General features: G+C 51.5%; 15 protein-coding genes and 1 pseudogene. 1 reads left to right on the top strand and 15 read right to left on the bottom strand.

Translation table 11 applies throughout. The features are described 5' to 3' along the window. Window positions 1–73: 73 nt before the first annotated feature. Together actP and NL116_RS09695 are read right to left on the bottom strand one after the other, a co-directional pair. Window positions 74–1,747, bottom strand: a complete 1,674-nt coding sequence (actP, locus tag NL116_RS09700; protein ID WP_494376978.1) for a cation/acetate symporter ActP — start codon at window positions 1,745–1,747, stop codon at window positions 74–76. Next, complete coding sequence (locus tag NL116_RS09695) at window positions 1,744–2,058, bottom strand: DUF485 domain-containing protein (protein WP_494376977.1); 315 nt, start codon at window positions 2,056–2,058, stop codon at window positions 1,744–1,746. Before NL116_RS09695 ends, actP begins: the two co-directional genes overlap by 4 nt. Before the next feature lie 549 nt (window positions 2,059–2,607). On the opposite strand from NL116_RS09695, the gene NL116_RS09690 reads away from it, so the two are divergent. After that, on the top strand, window positions 2,608–3,363 hold the full coding sequence (locus NL116_RS09690) for a LysR substrate-binding domain-containing protein (RefSeq protein ID WP_494376976.1): 756 nt from the start codon (window positions 2,608–2,610) through the stop codon (window positions 3,361–3,363). 224 nt (window positions 3,364–3,587) lie between these two features. Here NL116_RS09690 and NL116_RS09685 read toward each other — a convergent pair whose 3' ends face one another. The 13 genes and pseudogenes from NL116_RS09685 to NL116_RS09625 all read right to left on the bottom strand — a co-directional run bounded on the left by NL116_RS09685 (window position 3,588) and on the right by NL116_RS09625 (window position 17,085). Further along, window positions 3,588–4,766 carry a M20 aminoacylase family protein gene (locus tag NL116_RS09685; protein WP_494378029.1) on the bottom strand — a complete coding sequence of 393 codons (1,179 nt, stop codon included), beginning with the start codon at window positions 4,764–4,766 and terminating at the stop codon, window positions 3,588–3,590. A 252-nt stretch (window positions 4,767–5,018) separates the two neighbouring features. Next, on the bottom strand, window positions 5,019–5,783 hold the full coding sequence (locus tag NL116_RS09680) for a methyl-accepting chemotaxis protein (protein ID WP_494378028.1): 765 nt from the start codon (window positions 5,781–5,783) through the stop codon (window positions 5,019–5,021). 141 nt (window positions 5,784–5,924) lie between these two features. Continuing rightward, window positions 5,925–6,764, bottom strand: a pseudogene (locus NL116_RS09675) (cache domain-containing protein); the annotation flags it as partial. 260 nt (window positions 6,765–7,024) lie between these two features. Continuing rightward, window positions 7,025–7,537, bottom strand: coding sequence for an Lrp/AsnC family transcriptional regulator (locus NL116_RS09670; protein WP_494376975.1), 513 nt, complete (start codon window positions 7,535–7,537; stop codon window positions 7,025–7,027). Continuing rightward, entirely contained in the window at window positions 7,534–8,295 is a 762-nt protein-coding gene (locus NL116_RS09665; protein WP_494376974.1) for an ABC transporter ATP-binding protein, read from the bottom strand. Before NL116_RS09665 ends, NL116_RS09670 begins: the two co-directional genes overlap by 4 nt. Before the next feature lie 103 nt (window positions 8,296–8,398). After that, window positions 8,399–9,109 carry an ABC transporter permease gene (locus NL116_RS09660; protein ID WP_494376973.1) on the bottom strand — a complete coding sequence of 237 codons (711 nt, stop codon included), beginning with the start codon at window positions 9,107–9,109 and terminating at the stop codon, window positions 8,399–8,401. Then, a complete protein-coding gene (locus NL116_RS09655) occupies window positions 9,106–9,834 on the bottom strand; it encodes an ABC transporter permease (protein ID WP_494376972.1) in 729 nt (242 codons plus the stop codon). Before NL116_RS09655 ends, NL116_RS09660 begins: the two co-directional genes overlap by 4 nt. A gap of 57 nt (window positions 9,835–9,891) precedes the next feature. Next, window positions 9,892–10,674 carry a transporter substrate-binding domain-containing protein gene (locus NL116_RS09650; protein ID WP_494376971.1) on the bottom strand — a complete coding sequence of 261 codons (783 nt, stop codon included), beginning with the start codon at window positions 10,672–10,674 and terminating at the stop codon, window positions 9,892–9,894. 543 nt (window positions 10,675–11,217) lie between these two features. Further along, window positions 11,218–11,535: a DMT family transporter gene (locus tag NL116_RS09645; RefSeq protein WP_494376970.1), complete on the bottom strand. Its 318-nt coding sequence runs from the start codon at window positions 11,533–11,535 to the stop codon at window positions 11,218–11,220. A 210-nt stretch (window positions 11,536–11,745) separates the two neighbouring features. Then, entirely contained in the window at window positions 11,746–12,948 is a 1,203-nt protein-coding gene (locus NL116_RS09640) for a trans-sulfuration enzyme family protein (RefSeq protein WP_494376969.1), read from the bottom strand. A 34-nt stretch (window positions 12,949–12,982) separates the two neighbouring features. Continuing rightward, on the bottom strand, window positions 12,983–14,515 hold the full coding sequence (locus NL116_RS09635) for an amino acid permease (RefSeq protein WP_494376968.1): 1,533 nt from the start codon (window positions 14,513–14,515) through the stop codon (window positions 12,983–12,985). A 99-nt stretch (window positions 14,516–14,614) separates the two neighbouring features. After that, the gene (locus NL116_RS09630) at window positions 14,615–16,033 is read right to left on the bottom strand and encodes an aldehyde dehydrogenase family protein (protein ID WP_494376967.1); all 1,419 of its coding nucleotides are present in this window, start codon (window positions 16,031–16,033) and stop codon (window positions 14,615–14,617) included. 2 nt (window positions 16,034–16,035) lie between these two features. After that, window positions 16,036–17,085: a homoserine dehydrogenase gene (locus tag NL116_RS09625; protein ID WP_494376966.1), complete on the bottom strand. Its 1,050-nt coding sequence runs from the start codon at window positions 17,083–17,085 to the stop codon at window positions 16,036–16,038. Between the last annotated feature and the right edge of the window lie 42 nt (window positions 17,086–17,127).

The following is a 17,127-nucleotide window of genomic DNA, read 5'->3' as shown; positions in this document are numbered from 1 at the left end:
CTGACTCCTTTTGCAGAGTGTGCAAATCAGGATAGGAAAGTGACTGGCATTTCTTCGTCGGGATGACGGCGTCTTAATGACTGACAGCCTGTGAAGCTCCAAGGCCGGTCTGGGCGCGGATGAGCTGGTCATCGAAACGCTCGCGCTCAAGCACTGCCCCGGCGCTGCGATCGGTGACCGAGCCGAGCCAGGTGAAGAAGAACGCCAAGTTCATCGAAATGATTGCCGGGTAGTCGAAAGGGAAAATCGCCTCGGGATTCCCCAGCACTTTGACCCACACCGCCGGCGAGAGAACGACCAGGCTGACCGAGCTCACCAGCCCAGCGATACCGCCGATCAACGCGCCTCGTGTGGTCAATCCTTTCCAATACATCGAAAGCACCAGTATCGGAAAGTTGACCGAAGCCGCCACGCCGAACGTCAGCGCCACCAGGAACGCGATGTTCTGGTCCTTGAACAAAATACCCAGCACCACCGCAACAATGCCGATGCCGACCGAAGCGATCCGCGAAACACGTCGCTCGTCTGTTGAATTGGCGAGATTTTTCCGGAAGACCATGCCATACAGGTCATGTGAAATCGCCGAGGTACCCGCCATTGTCAGTCCGGAGACCACGGCCAGGATCGTGGCGAAAGCGACGGCGGAGATGAAGCCCAGTAACAGGTCACCGCCGACGGCTTTTGCCAGATGCATCACCGGCATGTTCCCACCGCCGATGAGTTTTCCACCCAAAATGCCCGACTCATAGAAGGCTGGGTCTTGCCCAACGATCACTATCGCCGCCAGACCCAATATCGCCACGATCAGGTAGAAGAAGCCGATGAAGCCTGTCGCGACGAATACCGATTTGCGCGCTTGCTTGGCGTCCGGCACAGTGAAAAAACGCATGAGGATGTGCGGCAATCCTGCCGTGCCAAAGACCAGGCCAAGTGACAGCGAAATGAGCGCAAGCGGGTCGGCCACCAGCTTGCTTGGCAGCAGGATCAGCTCGCCATCGTGATGAGCAGCAACCGCTTTCTCAAACAGCAGCTCGAAGGAAAACCCGAATTTACTCATAGCCAAAACGGCCAACAACGTTCCGCCCAACAGCAAAAGCCCTGCCTTGATGATCTGAACCCAGGTGGTTGCGACCATCCCGCCAAACGTGACGTAGACCGCCATCAAAAGGCCGACAGCGATCACCGCATAGTTGTAGGGAAGACCGAAAAGAAGCTGGATCAGCTGCCCCGCTCCCACCATCTGAACCACCAGATAAAAGCAGACCACGGTCAACGAACCAAAGGCTGTCATCGTTCGGATTCGATTTTGATCGAGTCGAAACGACGCAATATCCGAGATGGTGATCCGCCCCAGATTGCGGATGCGCTCAGCAAAAAGAAACAGCAGCAGTGGCCATGCGACGAAGAAACTGATCGAGTAGAGCACCCCATCGAAGCCGTTGAAGAAAATCATGCTGGTGACACCCAGTAACGCAGCCGCCGACATGTAGTCACCAGCCAGCGCCAAACCGTTCTGAAAACCGGTAATTCCCCCGCCGGCGGTGTAGAAATCGTCCATCGATTTGGTCTTGGAGGCAGCCCAATAGGTAATGCCTAATGTCGTCAGCACGAAGACCAGAAACATCGCAATCGCGGTGATGTTGAGGGGCTGCTTTTCGACCGCCTGCAAGACGTCGGCGGCCGAGGCGCAAGTCGTTACCGCGCCCAGGAGAGAAGGAACTATGAGGTAGCGAAGGATCGGTTTCATACGATTGCCCCCGCGCGGACTTCTGCGGTGAGATCATCGAACTCACCATTGGCACGCAGGATGTACAAGCCGGTAAACAACCAGGCCCCGACGATGAATGCGACGCCCAGCGGCCAACCTATATTGATGATGCTTGTCGCGGAGAGCTTCTGGGCAAGAAGGTGGGGCGCAAACGCGGCGATGAGGATGAACGTGAAGTACGGGACAAGGGTGGCGGCAGTAAGACAAGCGATGAATCTTCGCTGCCGTGATACCAAATCCCGATACCGGGGGTGGTTGCGAATTCTGGCTGATTCGGATGCATGATTCACGTTGACTCCGTATTGCAGTGGAAGAGTTATTGTTGTTCCACAGCCTCAAATTCGAAGACTCGATTTGCCACTGGCTGCGGTGCATGTGCACCCTCAACCTATGCCTGGCCCATGATCATGTAAAACGATCATTAATGATGCTTGCAATCTCTTTTGATGAAAACAGCAAAGCTTTAATTGTCTTTGACTTCCATGAAAACCAATCTCTCAAAAGCTACTTTATGTAATCAGTTATTGGTTTTTGAGATAGGTGAACAACGATGGGCGTAACGGATCTCAAGGTGCCGATGCTTGCGCGGCACGGCAGCATGAACAAGGCAGCCAGCGAATTGAACGCCGTGTAGTCGAACGTTTCCGCGAGGATTCGCTCGCTGGAAGACGAGCAATTCCGGGTGATTGACCGGGTCCACGACAAAAGCACTATCAAGCTTACTGTCGATGACGCCCTGGATCAGTCTGCAAGTGGTGCCTGTTGGCGCCGACGCCGAATTGATCTACGTGCCGACGCAAGACTGACCCAACTCCAATCGGCAGAATCAAGCACTGGAAATGGTTCGCGAGGAATCCGACTGGGTCAGTGGCATCTCGGTAACTGGGTCAATTCAGCGTCGGCGCCAACACGCACAGATCATAAATATTGCCGTCAGAGAACTTTCCCGCAAACTTGAAGGAAAGGATCTGCGATTGGAGGGCGTACTCCGCATTACCACGTGCGATACTTTGATGGCGTCCATTTTACCGCGGGTACTTGGGGAGTTCAGCGAACGCCACCCTAAGATATCACTTGAAGTCACCACCGGAAATTTCATCAGCGATCTGGCCCAACGGCATGCCGATGTAGCAATACGGACCGGTGACAGTCCTCCCGACACGTTGATAGGAAGGCGAATCGCCGATGTCAGGTTTGCCGTTTATGCCGCCCGGGGGTTTTCTGAGCGTCACAGGAACATTGATCCAGTCCACTTCAATCGGTGGCTCGCCCCGGACCTCGCACTAGGTCAGCTGGACATCGCAAAATGGCTACGTGCCAGCGTGCCGGTAACGTCCATTGTTTTCAAAGCCGACTCTTTGGTCACCCTGAGGCAAGCAGCTTTGGGCGGTTTGGGAATAGCCGCACTGCCCTGCTATTTGGGAGATTCAACCCCTGGCCTTGAGCGGGTCCCGTTCGAAGGACTCAACGCCTTCAAAACGGGACTTTGGGTTCTCACCCATCAGGACCTGAGACATACCGCTCGGGTGCAGATCTTCACCCGCTTTGTGAATGAAGCACTTCAACGTGCCTGGCCAGGACCGGCAACCACCTGACCATTAAGCAGAGTGACGTACATCAGATGAGACGTGACCTTATGTACCTTTCAATTTCGATTTTTCCGGACAGTTTCTTTCTTCATTCCTGAAGTTCTTGCCGGGGGAGCAATCCCTAGTTTTCACCAGTGCCGCGATCATTGCGCTGGTGACTTTGCTGCTCTTGCTTCTCACTCACAAATGGTGCTGGATCAGGTAAGTACTGCAACCTGATCTCAACCGACTCAAACCAGAAACTGTTCAACTAACCGAACCCAGTAACTGGCCCCCGTCCCCAGGCAGTCGTCGTTGAAGTCGTACCCAGGGTTATGCACCATGCACCCCCCCTCCCCATCCCCATTACCGATAAAGAGATAGCTGCCAGGACAATGCTCAAGCATCACTGCAAAATCTTCACTGGCAGCAATAGGTGCCATGTCTTGAATCACCCCCGATTCACCCAACCAATCAACAGCGACCTGACGGGCAAACTCAGTAAGCTGAGGATCATTGATCAAAGGTGGCAACGATTCTTCCCTATCAACCTCCACACTCACATTAGCGCCGAAGCTAAGCGCCTGAGCCTGGGCAACCTGGACAATCCGCTTGAGAAGGTCAGCTCGAACGTTAGGCTTCAAGGCGCGAACACAGAGTCGGAGCACTGCATGCCCCGGTATGACATTGGGCGCCTCCCCAGAGTGAAAGGAGCCCACAGTGATCACCGCAGTGTCCAGAGGATCCGTATTGCGCGACACAATACTCTGCAACGCCATGACAATTGCCCCCCCAGTAAGTATGGGGTCAATGGCTTTGTGGGGCATTCCACCATGCCCCCCCGTACCGTCAATTCGAATTTCCACAGTATCGGTGGAGGCCATGAAGGGCCCAGCCCTAAAACCCAACTTCCCTACTGGCAACCCAGGCATGTTGTGCATGCCGAACAACGCATTACAGGGAAATCGCTCCAGGAGACCATCATCCAGCATTTTCTGCGCGCCACCATCGCTTTCCTCGGCTGGCTGAAAGATGACCACCAGCGTACCGTTGAACCGCCGGCAGTTGGCTAGGTGCTGCGCAGCAGCCAACAGCATCGCAGTATGGCCGTCATGACCACAGGCATGCATGGCGCCTGGATGCTGGCTCGCATACGGCAATCCGGTCTGCTCCAGAATCGGCAACGCATCCATATCTGCCCGAATACCAATAACCTTGCTTCCACAACCTTGCTGCAAACGCCCTACGACTCCAGTCCCCCCAACGCCACGATGCACCTCAAATCCCCACGACTCGAGCTTGGCAGCAACCAAATCTGAGGTTTTGAACTCCTTAAGGCTGAGCTCCGGGTAAGCATGGAGGTGGCGGCGCAACTCAATCATTTCAGCTTCAATGGCACGGATACCAGGCAGCATGGGTCGAACGGTCATGGACTTCACCTGTTTCATGTAAGGGAGCCTCGCCTGTAAAGTGCGAGGCTATAAAAATCATCAACGTTAAGTGCTGCAAGCTCTGCTCAATCATAGGCAGGCATCGTTCCCTCCAATTGGTCTCGTTTCAGGTAAGGAGATACATCCGACGTGTGATGCGATTAAGTTTGCTCAATTGCCCTCAGTATCAATAAGTTAGGGTTCGCACTAAACAGGACAAATTAATAATCAGCAGCGTTCGATCTATTAAACTTAAGTACGGAAGCTATCCACCAGATACTTGAGTCGGTTGGCTTGTTGCTCGAGGTCATCACATGCAAGCAAGGTGACCTGGAGATTTTCCTTGCCTTCCTGGTTGAGGGATTTGATCTCGGTGATGTCCATATTCAGCGAGTCAATTACTGAAGTCTGCTCTTCCGTAGCAGTAGCGACCGACTGGTTTATGCCATCGATTTCGCCAATACGCTGAGTGACGCTACCCAGTCGCTCTCCAGCCTGGTTAGCAATAATCACACCATCGTTGCTATAGCGTTCGCTTTCGCTCATGGTGCAAACCGCTTCACGGGCGCCGACCTGAAGCTCCTCAATCATCGTATGGATTTCTTGGGCCGATGTCTGAGTGCGATAAGCAAGACTGCGTACCTCATCCGCTACCACAGCGAAACCGCGACCAGCCTCACCAGCCCTGGCAGCCTCTATAGCGGCATTGAGCGCCAGCAGATTGGTCTGTTCGGAAATACCTTTGATTACTTCAAGGATCCGGCCAATGTTCACCGTCTTACCATTCAGCGTCTCTATGTTGCTGCAGGACGTACGAATTTTCCCTGAAAGCTCGTTCATCGCGTTGATCGTCTGAACCACCACTTGCCGGCCACTCTCAGCTTGAAGCCTTGCATCAGATGCCTGGAGTGACGCATCACCAGCATTGCGCGCGATTTCCTGAGCGGCCGCACCCAATTCATTGATCGCAGCAGCAATGCTATTAGTCCGATTGGCCTGTTCGTCGGAGTTGGCCATGGATGAGTTGGAGGTAAGCACCACGCGCCTTGCCACTTCATTAACTTGTTCGGTTGCAGATGAGACTTCGCGTATTGAGTGCTGGATACGCTCCACGAAAAGGTTGAAGTCGCAGGCCAATGCTCCAAACTCATCTTGAGAATGTACGGCCAAACGTCGGGTCAGGTCCCCCTCCCCTTGGGCGATATCGCGCATGGCTTTGCCCATTAACCTCAGAGGTTGCATCAGTACGTGGATGAGCATGCCGAGTAAAAGCAGCGTGATTAACACGGCAATCAGAGTGGCGAAAATAGCTGAAGCGCGGAAATCGCCTAACGCCTCGTAGGCTTTTTTCTTGTCGATGGACAAGCCGATATACCAGTTCACCGAGGGCAGTCCCTTGACCGGGTAGAACGTTAGAATATAAGGAACACCCGCCTGTTCAGTCTCACTGAAATGGGTGCTGATAGCGGGCGTGTGTTGCGGATAGAGATCGCTAACATTTTTCATCACCAGGTCTTTATCCGGGTGGGCAAGTATCTTGCCGTCGGCACTGACCAAGAAGGCATAGCCGATACCGCTCAGATCGAGCGAACTGACAATTTTCGCGAGGGCTTCCAAGCTTAGATCGCCACCGACCACGCCGAGTGGTTGGCTTCCATGGTGAGCCGGAGTAGCGACAGTCATCATCAACTGGCCAGTGGATGCATCCAGGTACGGCTCAGTCAAAGTCGCACCACCAGCCGCTATCGCATCCTTGTACCAAGGTCGTGTACGCGGATCATAGTCGGCAGGCAATTCGTCTTTTGGTCGCATCGCAAAGCTACCGTCGCCGCCCCCAAGATAGGTGAAGGTAAACGTTGAGAGCAGAGCCTTCTGTTCAAGCAGGCGTACCACACTGTCCGGTTTATTGTCATTGGCAACGGTTTGAGCGATGGTGTCTATCAACAGAACACGTCCAGCCAGCCAGGACTGGACATTACTTGCAGTAATTTTGCTCATCTCCTCAAGGTGGCGCTCCAAATTGGTACGTATAGCGTTGCGCTGAAAATAATCGTTGTATAGTGTGAATAATGAGAATGCTGTAATGACTACGAGCGATGCAACGAGCAAAACTTTGTGGCTGAACTTTAAGTTGACATTCATTGGCAATTGACCCGAGATTAAAAATACTGTTTTTATTATTTAACGCCAACGTCACGCGCTCAGTCCTTCGCCGCCTCATCTCATGCATAGCTTGTATATTGCAATACTCTGAACCACTAGTCGTAGTGCGCAGATGAATGTTTAACTATAGCCAGCTCAGGATAGGCAACCAGTTTGTCGATATACAGCTCCTCATTCTCCAACCAAACCTCCGTAAGTGCACGATAGTGCTTCATATCCTGGCAGCGCATGCGTAGGCTATATTCGAACGGACCACCAATAAGCCGGCACTCCAGGACCTGAGGACAGTTATCCACACACTCTTCGAATGCTTTCTGCGCAGTGCGTCGGTTCTGGTTGGATATAGCGACGAATACCTGTAGGGACAACCCCGGTGAGACCTTTTGCACATCAATGAACGCACCATAACCGCGAATCACCCCTAGCCTTTCCAGCTTGCGAACTCGTTGCTGGCATGGGCTTGCGGTTAGGTGCACCAGCGTTGCTAGTTTCTGATACGTGATGCGCCCGTTATGGCGCAATACGTCAATGATTGCCTCATCAATACGCCCCAATGTTCGTGAAGAATCGGGATTTTTTCCTTCCTTTTCATTGTTAGTTCTATTCACTTCAGCCCATTAGACAGAAATTGTTGAAGGCGCTCGCTGCGCGGATTATCCAGAATCTCTGCCCCACCCTGCTCTTCGACGCGGCCTTGATGCAGAAACAGTAATTGGCTCGACACCTTGCGGGCGAAGCTCATTTCGTGGGTCACCATGATCATGGTCCGGCCTTCTTCGGCCAGCCCCTGAATCACCTTCAGCACTTCGCCCACCAATTCCGGGTCCAGCGCCGACGTCGGTTCGTCGAACAGCAGAACTTCCGGCTCCATCGCTAATGCACGTGCAATCGCCACTCGCTGTTGCTGGCCGCCAGAGAGGAATGCCGGAAACTGCTCCGCTACACGCGCGGGTAGCCCCACCTTGTCCAGATAACGTCGGGCACGATCTTCAGCATCTTTTTTGCTAACACCCAGCACCCGACGCGGGGCCATGGTGATGTTTTCCAGAACCGTCATGTGCCCCCACAGATTGAAGTGCTGGAAGACCATGGCCAGACGAGTGCGCAGTTTTTGTAGCTCAGCGGCATCGGCCACATGCATGCCATGATGGGTTTTGACCATGCGAATCTGCTTGCCGTCCAGGCTCATGGCTCCGTCGTTGGGTGTTTCGAGAAAGTTAATGCAGCGCAGGAAGGTACTTTTGCCTGACCCACTGGCGCCGATCAAACTGATCACATCACCGGTTTTGGCTTTCAGAGATACGCCCTTGAGTACTTCGTGGTTACCGTAACTCTTGTGTAGTTCTTCAACAGTCAATTTGTACATGTTCGCAATCATCCTCTAAGGGAAAATGGCTCGCCGCTGCACAGCCATCAAAGCCGGCGACAAAGCCCGTGGCCTAATCAGCGGCCAAATAAAGTACTAAGTTCTAGTGAGCCGGACCAAGGAAGGCCAGCCACCGACGCTCGGCGATGCGGAACACTCCAACCAGCGCAAAGGTAACGATCAAGTAGATCAGTGCGGTAATACCAAAAGATTGAAAAGTCAAAAAGGTCGCAGAGTTAGCGTCACGGGCGACTTTGAGAATATCCGGGACGGTTGCAGTGAAGGCCACGGTGGTCGAATGCAGCATCAGGATCACTTCGTTGCTGTAGTACGGTAACGAGCGGCGTAGTGCCGATGGCATGATCACATAGGCATAGAGCTTCCAACCCGTCAGGCCGTAGGCCTTCGCAGCTTCGACTTCGCCGTGGGCCATGTTGCGAATTGCTCCGGCGAAAATCTCCGTGGTGTAAGCGCAGGTGTTCAGCGCAAACGCAAGGATGGTGCAGTTCATCGCGTCGCGAAAGAATGCATCGAGCACAGGTTGGGCACGCACTGCAGCCAAGCTGTAAATCCCGGTGTAGCAGATCAGCAACTGGATGTAGAGCGGCGTCCCCCTAAACAGGTAGGTGTAGAACTGTACAGGCCAGCGCCAGTAACACTTGGAGGAAACCCGGGCAATCGACAGCGGAATCGACGCCAGAAAACCGATGAAGATTGAGGCACTGAGCAACCACAAGGTCATGGCCAGACCCGTGATGTGATGGCCGTCGCTATAGAGAAAAGGCTTCCAGTAATCCTGCAAGAGTTCGATCATCGTACTGCCTCCCGGGAGCCTGCCGCATAATGCCGTTCCAACCAACGCAGGACATAGTTCGAAGTGCTGGTAATTGCCAAATAAATCAGCGCTGCCAACAGCAGAAAATAGAACAATTGATAGGTGCTTTTACCGGCGTCCTGAGCTGCTTTTACTAAGTCAGCAAGGCCTATAATCGACACCAGTGCAGTGGCTTTGAGGATGACCATCCAGTTATTGCCGATGCCTGGTAAAGCAAAACGCATCATTTGTGGGAAGACCACAAAGCGAAAGCGCTGAGTACGACTTAAGCCATATGCGGTGGCCGCTTCCACCTGTCCACGGGGCACAGCAAGCATCGCCCCGCGAAAGGTCTCAGTGAAATAGGCCCCGTAGATAAACCCCAACGTGATGATCCCGGCAACAAATGGATTGATCTCTATGTATTCCCAATCCAGTGCCTCCGTGATGTTGGTCAACCACGTTTGCAGGCTGTAGAAAATCAAGAGCATCAGCACCAGATCCGGCACCCCGCGAATCAGTGTGGTATAGAGCTGTGCGGGGACTCGTAGAAATTTCACACTAGAGAGTTTGGCACTGGCCCCGATAAGGCCAAGCAGCACGCTCAACAGCAGCGAGAGTACTGATAACTTGACGGTCATCCAGGCGCCTTCCAGCAATAGAGGACCAAACCCTTTCATGCTGTAAGTGGAGAGCCCGAGAGTTTGTAACAGTATTTCGAACATAATTCAGGAACCTATCGCGATAAAAAAGCGCCCGCCCCGAGGACAGGCACCGGGGCCTTACTTTCCGCTGTAGAGATTCAAATCACCGAAGTGTTTTTTCTGGATTAAATCGTAGGTACCATTATCATGTAACGCTTGGATGCCTTTATCCAAAAGTGCCTTAAGGTCTTTGTTACCTTTAGAGATACCAATAGCTGTTTTGGCTGGCAGTAATTCGCTATCAACTGGCTTGCTGACTTCGTAACCCGCGCCTTGGGGTGAGTTCAAAAAGCCCAGTTCTGCTTGGAGCTTGTCCTGAATCGCCGCATCAAGACGACCGGAAACCAGGTCGTAATACACTTGATCCTGGTTCTGATAGGCCTGGGTTTTGACACCGACCTTATCCAGAACCGCTTTGGCATAGGCTTCCTGGATGCTTCCTTGCAAATAGCCTACGGTCTTACCCTTCAGAGAAGTGGAATCTTCGCTCAGGCCAGAATTTTTCTTGAACACATAAGAGGTTGCGCCGGAGAACAACTCATTCGAGAAGTCGATGACCTTCTCGCGGGCTGGGGTCACCGTCATTGAAGAGAGAATGCCATCAAACTTGTTGGCCTTCAGGCCAGGAATCGTGCCATCAAAATCGCTCTCAACCCATGTGCACTTAACCTCCAGGTTGGCACAGATCGCATTACCCAGATCGATATCAAATCCCGTAAGGCTACCGTCCGCTGCTTTAGACTCAAACGGTGCGTAAGAAGCATCAACTCCAAAGCGTAGTTCTTTGTACTCCTTAGCCAGTGCAATATTCGCGCAAAGTGGGAAAAGTGCTAACACGAAGAGCTTTCGAAGCGAAATCATATGGGAATCCCTAGATGTTGTAGTTTGATTTAAGGGCAGTTAACGAATTTACGGTTTTAACCATATTGCTTTTGGCAACTACTGTTCGGATTTAGAACCTCTCAATAGTCAAACTTTAATGCTGCTCGACTATTTAGGGACTACTGACAAGCACTTCCCAAACGCGCAGCAACAAAATTTAGATACACCTCCAATTTTTAAAAATTCAAGCGAAGCATTTTTTCACCCATTCACGACCAAGATCTCATGGCAATGCACTGGGTACTGAAATAGTACGCCGATGGTCCGCTCTGCCAAATATGGCAAACAGATCAATATTATGAGCAAAACGCTCGTAACAGAGGGCAATTTGCTTGACTGAAACCATTTCGAAAAACCGAAAGAAGAAATAAAAATACGAAATAAGCCAAGCGATGCGAAAACATCACTCCAGCCCATGCTGGTTAGCTTTATAACCGGCACAATTTACTCTCTCGCTATAGCTTCTCCCTTACGACAGCTGATCCCACTCTGAAAATGAAATGGAACCAGGCCAAGAAAAGTTTAAGCAGAAGCGAGCTTCATCATCACAAGCCCACTGATGATCAAAATGGCTGCGACCATACGCATAAGACTGGCCGGCTCGCCCAGGAGAATGATGCCTACTGCAAACGCTCCAACGGCGCCAATGCCAGTCCATATCGTGTAGGCAGTACCGAGAGGTAGGCTTTTCATAGAAAATGACAGAAGCGCAAAACTTGCCATTACCATGACCAAGGTAACAACAGTTGGTCCAAGCTTGGTCATACCGTCAGATTGCTTCATTGAAAAAGCCCAAACAACTTCAAGTATTCCTGCAAATATTAAACATATCCAAGCCATGATAAACCTCCAATCAAAGAACCGTCACAACCAAGACGAATACAACTTACATGTATTGGGGCCACGCCCCCTGAAAAAAAACACAATGGATCGGGCTCTTAAAAAAGCCCCCGCTGGTACGGGGGCAAAGGAGGGTTTCCGACCAGACCATATTTTGAGCAATGCCGTAAATACAACGCTAAAGGTGCCACCAATTTTTTGGCGTTCAGGTCATTTAAATGTCTCATCCAAGGCTAATGAAATATCTTTGATCAAATCGTCCGGATCTTCGAGCCCTACCGAAAACCGAAGATGACCATATGTGCGGAATTCTTCAGGGTATTTGTCAAAGCCGCCTCGGCCTTCCGCACCCACATGAACGATGAGGGACTCATCGTGCCCGAGGGATACTGCAGAAGTGATGATGCGCAGATTAGAAACGAATCGATTTTGAGTATCTGGATCGCCCTTCACTGCAAAAGCCATCATCGCCCCGTATCCCTTGCCTGCGAATTGGCGACGGGCTAGTTCATGCTGCGGGTGGGACGGAAGCCCCGGATAGTAGATATAGGCTATACGATCATCCGAGTTGAGAAACTCAGCCAATTTTTCAGCAGTATTTAGAAGTTGTTTCAGACGCAGAGGCAGAGTGACTGAACCGCGCATTATCATCCAGGCGTTAAATGGAGAGATGGTCGCGCCAAGGTCAACAAGAGCGTCATTCTTGATCTTGGTAATCATTTGAGTGGAACCGATAACCACCCCGCCCATGGCATCACCATGGCCATTGATATACTTCGTCAGAGAGTGGACGACCAGATCAACCCCGTGCTGACTGGCACGGAAAAACGGAGGTGGAGTGAAAGTAGCATCGACGGAAATCAGTGCGCCGTGTGCATGGGCAATTTCAGCCAGCGCAGCGATATCTGCAACCTTAGTGGTTGGATTAGCAATCGTCTCGGTATGGATCAGTTTGGTATTAGGGCGGATCGCTTGGCGAACAGCCTCTAGGTCACCTACGTCCACAAATGTGGCTTCAATGCCATAACGCTCAGGCAAAAGCTCCGCGAAGAGACGCCATACGGCCTGATACGTAATATCACTGACAATGACGTGGTCACCGGTTTTCAAGAAAGAGAAAAATACTGAATGCAAAGCGGCTACGCCGGTAGCAAATACAACCGCAGCCTCACAGCCTTCGAGTGCAGCAAGTTTCTTTTCAAGGCATACCTGGTTATGCCCCTGGTTCCGCGTGTAGACAAGGCCGTCCGGGCTGGACCAATCCATCGTGGCCGGATCTTCAGGTAAGAGATAAGAATTAGCCATCACCAGTGGCGTGCGAACAGCACCAGTAGTAGTGTCGGTTACGTTACCACCATGAACTGCCAGCGTAGCCGCCGAAAGTGTGGACAGATTTTTTTTGTCTGGACGCATGTCTATTTCCTCCAAAGTTACTTTTTTTTGGGTGTTATTGATTCTGAAGTTGCGTTAAAGCAGGATGACTGGCCTGATCTACTCGGACCAATTCTTGATCTTCATCAAAGACCAACTCGCCAGTTTCGATCGCACGAACACGGCCGCGAACCATATACCAACCAGCAACAAGAGCAGCGGCATAAAACGGAAGAGAAACAATAGAGTACGTACCTACGGGATAATCCAATGCGATAAGAACCAGAACCAAACCGAAGAACACTAAAGTGGCGTAACCACTGTAAGGTGCAAACGGCATTCGGAAGGCCGGACGCTCCAAATCACCTTGCTGGGAGAATTTGAAGAGCTTGATCTGACACAAGACAATTGTTGACCACGAACCGATCAACATAACGGCAGTGAGTGTCAGCGCGATTTCAAAGGCTTCACCCGGGACAATTGCGTTAAGTACGACCCCAATTAGTGAAGCAACAGTCGTCAGCATGATGCCAGCGAACGGGACACCTTGACGGTTCATCTTGGCCAAGAAGCTTGGTGCTGACCCGTTGATTGCCAGCGAGCGAAGCACCCGGCCGGTGGAGTAAATGCCAGCGTTCAAAGAAGACACGGCTGCGGTAATCAAGACCATGTTCATAATCGCATCTGCGCCCTTGATCCCCAGCGATCCGAAGAAAGTCACAAACGGGCTCACCCCCGCCGAGTACGCGGTGTGGGGTAGCAGCATTGCCAACAGCAATACAGAACCAACGTAAAAAACAATAATGCGGAAAACAACTGCCCGAATTGCTTTTGGCATGACCGTAGCGACGTCTTGAGCTTCTCCAGCCGCAGTACCCACCAACTCCACGCTGCCATACGCAAATATCACCCCCTGGATCATGATTACGGCGGGTAGAAGGCCTGATGGGAACCAACCGCCATTGTCAGAAATCAGTTTGAACCCGACCTCATGGCCTGGCAGCGGTGTGCCAAACAGCACCATGTAAATGCCGACCCCAAGGAATGTCGTTAATGCAGCCACCTTGATCAGGGCAAACCAGAATTCGAGCTCACCAAAAATCTTTACTGAGACAAGGTTGATCACCGTGACGAAACCCAATGCTCCCAGTGCCAGCGACCATTGAGGAATGTCGCCCATAAAAGGGACATAGGCTTTGAAGAAATTCAGGTAGAGCGCCGTAGCTGTCAGATCTGCAATGGCAACCATTACCCAGTCAGTCCAGTACATCCATCCCACGGCGTAAGCCCATTTCTCACCGTAAAACTCTCGAGCATAAGAGACAAACGAGCCTGAGGATGGGCGGTACATCACCAATTCGCCCATGGCCCGAATGATGAACCAGGCAAAAAAACCACAAATTGCGTAGACAAACACAAGGGAGGGCCCAGCTTCAGCAAGTCGTGCGCCTGCTCCCATAAACAGACCACTGCCGATTGCCCCCCCGATGGCAATCATCTGAACCTGGCGAGGTTTAAGCACCTTTTGATAGCCCGCATCTTCTGCGCTGAAGTCTCTTTTTCGAGTGCCTCCAGACGATAGCTCGCGTGTGGGATTAAGATCACTCATTTGGTTACCTTTTATTTTTGTATTGGGCAAGACTCTTCCAAGCAAAAGAGCCTTGCCAAGGATCAGATTTAATCCTAGGGATTCACATCAATCCTTTAATCAACTTCCGCCAACGCCGTTCAAGCAAATCACTTTGGGCTGCGTCATATCTTCATACGCGAAACGAACACCCTCACGACCCATGCTGCCGTATTTGAAACCACCGAATGGCATTGCATCAAAACGGTAGTCAGAAGAATCATTAATCATGACGCCTCCGGCTTCGAGTCGTTTAGCTGCCTTCATGGCAACATTTAAATTGTTGGTAAAAATACCAGCATGCAAGCTGTATTCTGGTTCATTCGCCAGTGTCAGCGCTTCATCGAGCGAGGCCACGCTTTGAAGAATGACAACCGGACTGAATACTTCCTCGCACCAAACCTTACAACTTTGGTTAACATTCTCCAAGACCGTCGGTGGATAAAGCGAGCCTTGACGCACATTACCAAATAACAGGTTAGCCCCTTTATCAATTGCCTCGGCGACCACTTCTTCGGTTCGTTTGGCAGCTGCTTCAGTAATCATTGGCCCGACATCCGTTCTTTCTTCAGCAGGATTCCCCACGACTAAAGCACTTGTCTTCTCAACGAATTCCTTTTTGAACTCCTCATATATTGACGCTTCAATAAGAATTCGTTGCGTACCAATACAGTTTTGCCCAGCGGCCCAAAAAGCACCTGACACACATGATTCAACGGTTTCATTCAGATCACAATCGCCCATGACGATAACTGGGGCATTGCCCCCCAAATCCATCGCCAGTTTCTTGAGACCTGCAATGCGAGAGATTTGTTCGCCGGTAACAAAACCGCCCGTAAAGGAAACCATGCGTACCGCCCGATGAGCGACCAGCGCTTTACCTAGTGCGGCCCCTCCAGTTGCAATGGACACGACCGCAGGAGGGAGGCCAGCGGCGTTGAGACAACCGACCAGTTTAATCGCAGATAACGGTGCTAGCTCAGAGGGTTTGAGAACAACAGCATTACCACCAGCGATTGCAGGCCCCAACTTATGAGCGACTAGGTTGAGTGGGTCGTTATATGGAGTAATCGCAACAATTACACCCAAAGGCTCCCGAGTAAACCATCCCTGACGGGACTCTGATCCGACATAGGAATCGAAGGGGATGACTTCACCTGCATTACGCTTGGCCTCCTCAGCGGACAGCTTCAACGTATTGACGCAGCGTAAAACCTCCTTCCTCGCCTGCTTAATCGTTTTTCCGGACTCGGCAACAATCAGACTGGCAAACGCCTCCTTATCGCTCTCGACCAAAGCAGCCGTTTTTTCCAGTATGCGAGCACGTTCGTGTCGTGGGAGCTCTCTGGCGATCAGCGCACCAAGCTTCGCCGTATCAATGATCGCAGTAGCAAATGAAGCAGGTATGTCCGTCACCTCTCCAACTGCAGTGCCATCGTACGGACTCAAAACTGTTATGGTTTTATAATCAACAGCGAGCGAAAGACTCAAGCTATTCATGATCATTTACCTATCTTAGTTTTGTTCTTATGAATGCTGACGATATCCGAGAGTAAGGCGAATGCTGTTTCAAACCGACCTGCACCCGCTCCGACAACCGTTACCGGACCAAGAATATTTGTATTAAAGGTAATTGCATTCGTTGCGCCACTGACACCGGCCAGTGCGTCACCCAGAGGCAACAATTGAGGACTAACAGAGGCAGCGATGGATCCATTGCTCAGTTTTTCCGCGCTGCCAATTAGCTTCCACCGAGCATTGGCCTTCGTTGCTTCGGTGATGTCTTTTGACGTGATCTCCGAGATGCCTTTGCAAAGGACATCGCTTGGAGTCAACTTCGCCCCCAGAAGCTCATTCGCCAAAATGACTACTTTAAGACGAACATCATGCCCTTCCACGTCTGCGGTGGGATCAGCTTCTGCGTAACCCAGTTCCTGAGCTTTGGCGACGGCATCAGAAAAGTCGAGACCCTCTTCCATGCTGGAAAGCACGAAATTGGACGTACCATTCATGATGCCCTTGAATCCGCTGATTTCCGAGCCGGCCAGCGACTCCTTGGCCAAACGAATAACTGGGGTGCCGCTCATCACTGAGCCCTCAAACTCGAATTGGGCACCGGTGCTTCTGGCCAATGCTTTCAGGCTTTCAGCGTGCAACGCTACAGGCCCTTTGTTGGTGGTGACCACACTAATGCCTTTTTCCAGAGCCCAGCGACAGAAAGTCGTGGCTGGCTCTCCGTCTACAGGGTTGGTGAACGTTGCCTCGGCGATAAGATCAGCCCCCGAAAAGCGGATAACCGTCTCGTTGGCCGGTTCAGCACTACCTGCTGGCAATGTTCTAAACCCACCTTTTACAGCAGGAACCGCAGCCAATTCGTGGGCATCCAGCCCGTCCTTGTTGATAATGGAGCCAAAGTAAAGATCACTGACACCAACAATTTTTAGTTTGAAGCCAAACGCATCAGCCCAGCTCTCGTTCTTATCTGCGATGAGCTGCGTCAAAGCACGGTTTACACCACCAAAACCAAGCAAAGCAATTTTATATTCAGTCACGACAAGGGCCTCATTGTTATGTTTTCAGTGCTGAAATACTAA

This window comes from Pseudomonas sp. FBCC-B1667 (genome assembly GCF_059133255.1).
This window is presented reverse-complemented; position numbering and strand designations above follow the sequence as displayed.